Here is a 6888-nt window from a genome sequence, read left to right as displayed (position 1 = left end):
CTTCCCTTCGCGGTTCCCATAATGTGGGCTATAGTCATAGGTATAGTCCTCTATCCGGTGCACAGCTCCATAGAGAGGGCTATAAAGAGCAGAACCCTCTCCGCATTCCTGATGAGCCTCATCGTCTTTCTCTTCCTGATAGTTCCCATGAGTGTGGTGAGCGTCCTCCTGCTCCAGCAGGTTGTTGATATAACCCAGAGGCTCGTGCTCTACTTTCAGAGTCACAGCTACAGGGATGTGCTTGAGTCCCTGCAGGCGCTTCCCTTTGTAAAGGAACACATTGAAGACCTCTCGCCTGTGATTGAGTTCCTGAAGAGGGAGGAGGTAAGGAACGTTGCGGCTGAGTCCCTGAACAGGTTTCTCAAGTTCATGGGAGATAAGATAGGGCACTTAGCCTTTACCGCAGGGAGAAACCTCTTTTACATCTTCGTCTTCCTGATAACCTTCTTCTTCATTCTCAGGGATGGTCCCGGTATCCTCAGGCGTATTGAGAAGCTCGTGCCCATGCAGGACGAAGACCTAAGCAGTATTTTGAGCACCATTTACAGGACGGTTCTCGCCGTTGTTTACGGCTCAATCGGAACAGCCCTCCTGCAGGCACTCTTTTCGCTCGTTGCCTACTCCATAGTAGGTCTGAAGTTTGCCCTTTTCTGGAGCGCCCTGACCTTCTTCGCTGCCTTCATCCCTCCCTTCGGAGCCTCCGCCGTATGGTTTCCCCTCGCGGTTTACAGCTTCTTCCAGCTTGGAACATGGCAGGCGGTATTTCTGGGTATCTGGGGCGTGCTTATAATCTCAAGCATGGACAACTTCGTCCGTCCCTTGATAATAAAGAGGGGTATAGAGATGCCCTACGTTGTCCTCTTCTTCTCAACCATAGGAGGTCTCTTGAAGTTCGGCTTCATAGGGCTCTTCTTGGGACCGATAATCTTCACAACCCTCTTTGCCTTATTCAAAATATATGAGAGAAGGATTATCGGTCAAGATACCTGAAGGCTTTATCCCCTATATCCCTTCTGTAGTGCATGCCTTCAAAGTGAATCTTCTCAACAGCGCTGTATGCTCTTTCCTTAGCCTCTCTGAGCGTGCTCCCGTAGGCGCAGACGTTGAGAACTCTTCCCCCGTTGGTAACCACCTTCCCGTCCCTTATGTCGGTCCCAGCGTGGAAGATAACCACGCCCTCAAGCCTTTCAGCCTCCTCAAGCCCCTCTATAACCTTTCCCTTCTCGGGCTTTTTGGGGTAACCCCTTGAGGCTATCACAACGTCAAGCGTCCACCTCGGGTCTTCGCTCAGGCTTACCCCCTTTCCCTCATAGAAATCAAGGAGGGCTTTTAGAAAGTCCCCCTCTACCCTCATGAGGATGGGCTGGGCTTCTGGGTCTCCAAGCCTTACGTTGAACTCAAGGACCTTCGGTCCCTCGGAGGTTATCATGAGACCCGCGTAGAGAAATCCCCTGTAGTATATCCCCTCTGAGGCAAGACCCTTCAGGGTCCTCTCAATGACCTCCTCCTTTATCCTCTTCTCCATCTCGCTGTCTATCACGGGTGTGGGTGAGTAGGCTCCCATCCCGCCTGTGTTCGGACCCCTGTCTCCATCAAGGAGCCTCTTGTGGTCCTGAGAGGTGGGCAAGGGAACGTACTTCTCTCCGTTCACCATCACTATGTAAGAAGCCTCTTCCCCTTCAAGGAACTCCTCTATGACGACCCTCTTTCCAGCCTCTCCAAGCACTCCCTCCTTCATAAAGCCGACTATAGTCTGGATAGCCTCCTCTTCGGAGAAGCAAACCACAGCCCCCTTGCCTGAGGCTAAGCCGTCCGCCTTAACAACTATAGGTGCCCCCACATCTCTAACATACTGGACCGCCTCGGAAAGATCTTCAAAGACACCGTACTGGGCTGTAGGCACCCCATACTTCTCCATGAAGCTCTTTGCAAAGGCTTTGCTACCTTCAAGCCGGGAGGCTTCCTTTGATGGTCCGAATATCCTCAGCCCCCTCTTCTCAAACTCATCGGTTATACCCTCAACGAGGGGAGCCTCCGGACCAACGACAGTAAAGTCTATGCCTTCTTTAGAGGCAAAGTCCGCGAGCCTTTCAACATCCGTTGGCGAGATATCTACCTTCTCGGCAACCTTCCATATACCTGCGTTGCCCCTTGCGCAGTATATCTGCGAAACGAGGGGACTCTGACTGAGCTTCCACACTAAAGCGTGCTCTCTTCCTCCATTTCCAACAACGAGAACCTTCACGGAGAGTATTATCTTACAGATGTAACCCTATTGCAATGTTTCAGAAGCTTCTCACTTTGTTGGGGGAGGGAAGGTAAAGATTATGTAGCCCTTCTCCCCGTACTCTATCTTTTTGAGAATCCTTCCATCAGGGGAGATAACCGCGGAGGGTCCTGTGTTGTTCACCCAGAGAACGTACCTGCGGTTTTCCAAAGCCCTCACCCTTGCCTGTCTCAGGTGCTGGTAGGTCCCATCCGAGTCCCTGAACCACCCATCGTTGGTCAGCACTGCTATCAGATCCCCGCACCTTGCGAAGTCCTTCACGAGATGGTAGTAAGAGACCTCAAAGCAGACGGGAGTGGCGAGCTTTATTCCGTCCACTCTCAGGCACCTGACGCCACTTCCCGGTGTGTAGTCCGTCCCTGCAATAGCGCCGAATATATCCTTGACGAAGCCGAAGGGAAAGGGAACATACTCCCCGAAGGGCAGGAGCCTCACCTTGTCGTAAAAATCCACCACCTTCCCGTCTTTAAGGACGAACACCGAGTTGTAGGGCTTGAAGCCCTCCCAGTGCCTTATGTCTATCAGCCCGGTAACTATGACAGCCCTCTTTGAGTAGCTGAGTAGTTTATCTCCCCTTGAGTAGAGCTGGTTGGCAGTAAAGGGAAAGGCTGACTCAGGCAGAACCACAAGGTCTGGCTTGTACTCAAGAACTTCATCAAGTAGCTCCCAGTACTGGGGCAGGTATTCGTAGAACTTCTTCGTGTCCAGCTTTATGCTCTCATCAACATTGGGTTGCACCAGCGCAACCTTCAGACCCCTTGGCACGACCGCCTCCGTTCTTAAGAAGGGCAGGGGCACGAGGAAGAGGACGAGCATGAGGACAGAGTACCTGAGATTCCTGCGAAGGAAGGGAAGGAGGGCTGGCACCCAGAGGAGAAGGCTCCCGAGATAGACCCCTCCTGCGCTGAGGTAGTACTTAAAGAAAGGTATATCAACGCTGAGCTCCCCGAGCAGAAGCCAGGGAAAGCCCCCGTAGGGGAAGTTCGCCCTGAGAACCTCTGCAAGGCTCCAGAGGAAAGGCAGAAGGAAAGGCTTGAAACCCGAGGACCTCCAGAGGAGGTAGGTTATGCCGAACTGCATCAAGGAGAGGAAGCCAGCAAGAAGGAGGATGAGGGCGTAGGCTATGGGCGGGAAGACCTCCCCGTAATCAATCATCGCTATCCTGACCCATAGGAGGGAGAGGAAGAAGGAGAGAAAGCCAGAGGAGAGCCAGAGCCTCCAGTCCCTTGACCTCAGAAGCAGGAAGAGGGCGGGGAATATGAGGAACCAGAGGTTCAGCTTGGAAAAGGAGAGGTAGAAGAACAGGGCTATGAGGAGGGGAGTTATTACCTTCGCAGGTCCTTTATCAAGCATATCGCAAACAAGATACCACCTATCAGGGCGCTCATGTACTGGCTGACTATCCTCCACAGGATTACGAAGGCTCCGATCTCAAAGGGCTCCATAAAGCTTGCAAAGAGGGCAAGACCCCCGAGCTCACCTACACCACTTCCTCCGGGCGTTGGACTCACGAATATCACGTATATTAGGCTTATCTGGGCTATGAACATCTCAAGGAAGCTCTCCTCCTTGCCAAAGGACTTTGCCAGTGCAGGAGCTATAAGGAGGAAGGAGACGTAGAGGAGCACGCTTGAGACCACAGAGGCTAAGAAGTAGGACTTCTTCTTGTAACCAAAGATCCGCAGGTAGTTTACGTACCTCCTGAGGGTCTCCCTCACCTTTCCCACCGAAGGTTTGTTCCTGTTCTTCCTTATGAGGAATCTAACCCCGTAGTAAGATGCCCCGAAAACGAGGACAACAGCCGCAAATATCTCAAGGACCGGCAGAACCTGCTCAGGGTTCTTGTAAAGGTGCCAGAGAAAGAAGGGAAGACCTATCAGGAAGAAGACAGCTCCCGAGACAGCCTTCATCGTCACTATGCTCATAACCTTGTGAACGCTAACCCCCTTCCTCAGAAGCATGTACACGGCGGCGAGCTCTCCTCCCACGTGGGCTGGCGTTACCGTCGCGCCGAAGGTGTTAACGAAGGACATTATGTAGCCGTAAAGGAAGGAGTAGTTCACGCCGACCGCCCTTGAGAGGACGAAGAGCCTCAGGTTATCAAAGGTGTGGTAGAGGAAGAGGAAGAAGAGGGAAAGGAGCAGGTATCTCTTCTTCAGGTTCATGAGAATGGAGAAGGTCTCCTTGGTGAAGGTTTTGAAGAAGATGTAGGAAAAGCTCAGGAGGAGTATGAGAACGAGCAAAAGGGTGCCATAGGTAAAGGTCTTGCGCATCAGAGCTCCCTGACCGCTTGGGAAATCTTCTCAAGAGCCTCGTCAATATGTCTCTCCTCGTGGGCTGTGCTGACGAACCAAGCCTCAAACTGGGAAGGTGGTATGAGAACACCGCTTTTAAGGAGTTTCTGGAAGAACCTCGCAAACAGCTCGGTATCGGAGGTCTTTGCTGTGGCAAAGTCCCTAACTTCCCTGTCGGTGAAGAAGAGGGTCATCATTGAGCCGATCCTGTTTATCCTATGGGCTATGCCCCTGTCCTTCAGCAGACCCGCAACACCCTCCGAAAGCCTCTCCATCTTCCTGTCAAGCTCTTCGTAAGGCTCCCTGTCTCTGAGCTCCTTCAGGGTCTGGACCCCGGCAACCATCGCCACCGGATTGCCCGAAAGGGTTCCAGCCTGATAGACGGGTCCCTCTGGAGCCACCTGTGACATTATCTCCTTCTTCCCTCCGTAGGCTCCAACGGGCATACCTCCCCCAAGCACCTTTCCAAGGCAGGTTATGTCTGGCTCAACTCCAAAAAGCTCCTGAGCACCCCCTTTGGCAAGTCTGAAGCCCGTTATGACCTCATCAAAGATAAGAAGGGCGCCATACTCCCTCGTTATCTCTCTGAGAAACTGTAGAAAGCCCTCCTCCGGAGGAACAACTCCCATATTCCCGGGTACGGGCTCAACTATCAGGCAGGCTATATCCTCCCCGTATTTACGGAAGGTCTCCTCTACCGCTTCCCTGTTGTTGAAGGGAACCACGAGGGTTAACTTAGCTATCTCCTCGGGTATGCCCGGGGTCCCCGGTATGCCGAAGGTAGCAACTCCCGAACCAGCACTCACGAGAAGGCTGTCGTAGTGTCCGTGGTAACAGCCGTCAAACTTCACAACATACTTCCTTCCAGTCACACCCCGGGCGAGCCTTACGGCGGACATGGTAGCTTCCGTACCTGAGTTCACGAACCTGACCTTCTCAACGCTTGGAACCATCTCAACGACGAGGTGGGCGAGCTTCACCTCGTGGGGATTTGTAAGCCCGAAGGACAGCCCTTTATGAACTTCCTCCTCCACCGCCTTCACCACCTTAGGGTGGGCATGACCGAGTATCAGAGGTCCCCAGGAGGCGAGGAAGTCTATGTACTCTCTTCCGTCCGCATCCCAGACCTTCGCTCCTCTTCCCTTTACGAGGGCTATGGGCTTTCCACCGACAGCCTTGAAGGCTCTCACGGGACTGTTGACACCGCCGGGCAGTACCTCTGAGGCTTCTGTGATTATCCTCTCGTTGTTCATGTAAAAATTATAAACCCCTGAAGGTGTGCCGAAACTTATAATTGATAGAAATGAGGCTCTTGCTTCTGTTACTGGGAGGGTTGGCTCTCTTTGGGTGCACGCCAACCGTCAAGGAAGTTGCCCTTCACAAGGGAAAGAGACAGGTAGAGGTTGTCAAGAGGGGGAGCTTCCTCTTTAGTGAAGAGGAGAAGGGCTTTATAAGTCGGGAGGCGAGGCGCCTCGGAATAGATGTACCAAAGAACGAGGATATTGAGAGGCACCTGAGAAGGCTCCTGAAGGACCCCCGTAGCCTTGAACTCGCCCTGAGAAGGGCTAACCTCTATATACCCTACATAAAGCCCATCCTCCTCAAGAAGGGTCTTCCCGAAGAGCTCTCCCTCCTTCCCCTGATAGAGAGCGGCTTTAACCCCTTTGCAGTATCAAGGTCCGGTGCCGCCGGAATATGGCAGCTTATGCCCGATACAGCGAGGAGATACGGGCTCAGGGTTGATGGAGAGGTTGATGAGAGGTTTGACCTTCTGAAGTCCACTGAGGCAGCTGCAAGCTATCTGAAGGACCTCCACAGGAGGTTTGGAAGCTGGGAGCTCGTCCTTGCGGCATACAACTGCGGTGAGGGCTGTGTTAGCAGGAGGACCGAAGGGATAAACTTTTGGAGGTCAAAGTGGGCTCTCCCCGACCAGACGAGGGAGTATGTCCCCTCTTTCTTTGCCTCCCTCCTCATAGCGAGAGCCCCCCACAGATACGGGCTCGGCATAACCATGAGCAGTCTGAACATAAGAAAGGTTGTATCCTATAGGAGAGAGAGGGTCAGCAATCTCGTCGCGAAGCTCGGAATAAAGCATAGCACCTTCAGGGACCTCAACCCCCACATAAGGGGTAGCTATGTGCCGGCGGGGGCATCTCTCTACCTTCCGGAAGAAACCACTATCAGGAAGGTGGTTAAAAAATCTCCTCCTAAAGAACCGAGGAAGTTAGTAAAGGATGCATCCCCGAAGTCGGCTGATAAGCTCCTTATTAAAAAGTTGAAGAGGACTGCAAAGGTTGTCAAAAAGCC

Annotated in this window: 6 protein-coding genes; 2 read left to right on the top strand and 4 right to left on the bottom strand. The window is 52.8% G+C overall.

What is annotated here, in order from left to right:
* Positions 1-990 (top strand): AI-2E family transporter (locus tag AC1HCM_RS06405; protein ID WP_479460940.1); only part of this gene is annotated, 990 nt, incomplete at its 5' end.
* Here the strand turns inward: AC1HCM_RS06405 and purD are convergent.
* Genes purD through hemL form a run of 4 tightly spaced genes read right to left on the bottom strand, consistent with a single transcriptional unit; the run spans position 971 to position 5834 of the window.
* Entirely contained in the window at positions 971-2245 is a 1275-nt protein-coding gene (purD, locus tag AC1HCM_RS06400) for a phosphoribosylamine--glycine ligase (RefSeq protein WP_479460939.1), read from the bottom strand. The two genes, AC1HCM_RS06405 and purD, sit on opposite strands and share 20 nt — an antisense overlap.
* A gap of 51 nt (positions 2246-2296) precedes the next feature.
* Complete coding sequence (gene lnt, locus AC1HCM_RS06395) at positions 2297-3640, bottom strand: apolipoprotein N-acyltransferase (protein WP_479460938.1); 1344 nt, start codon at positions 3638-3640, stop codon at positions 2297-2299.
* The gene (locus tag AC1HCM_RS06390) at positions 3613-4560 is read right to left on the bottom strand and encodes a flippase-like domain-containing protein (RefSeq protein ID WP_479460937.1); all 948 of its coding nucleotides are present in this window, start codon (positions 4558-4560) and stop codon (positions 3613-3615) included. The genes lnt and AC1HCM_RS06390 overlap by 28 nt, the downstream gene beginning before the upstream one ends.
* On the bottom strand, positions 4560-5834 hold the full coding sequence (gene hemL / locus AC1HCM_RS06385) for a glutamate-1-semialdehyde 2,1-aminomutase (RefSeq protein WP_479460936.1): 1275 nt from the start codon (positions 5832-5834) through the stop codon (positions 4560-4562). The genes AC1HCM_RS06390 and hemL overlap by 1 nt, the downstream gene beginning before the upstream one ends.
* Before the next feature lie 50 nt (positions 5835-5884).
* On the opposite strand from hemL, the gene AC1HCM_RS06380 reads away from it, so the two are divergent.
* Positions 5885-6888 (top strand): lytic transglycosylase domain-containing protein (locus AC1HCM_RS06380; RefSeq protein WP_479460935.1); only part of this gene is annotated, 1004 nt, incomplete at its 3' end.

The organism is Hydrogenivirga sp., from assembly GCF_056450045.1.
The sequence above is the reverse complement of the archived record's forward strand: the minus strand, read 5'-3'. Positions and strand labels throughout refer to the sequence as shown.

Coding starts and splice junctions, on each gene's coding strand:
- lnt (WP_479460938.1), bottom strand. CDS start 3,640: ATGCTTGATAAAGGACCTGCGAAGGTAATAACTCCCCTCCTCATAGCC.
- AC1HCM_RS06390 (WP_479460937.1), bottom strand. CDS start 4,560: ATGCGCAAGACCTTTACCTATGGCACCCTTTTGCTCGTTCTCATACTC.
- hemL (WP_479460936.1), bottom strand. CDS start 5,834: ATGAACAACGAGAGGATAATCACAGAAGCCTCAGAGGTACTGCCCGGC.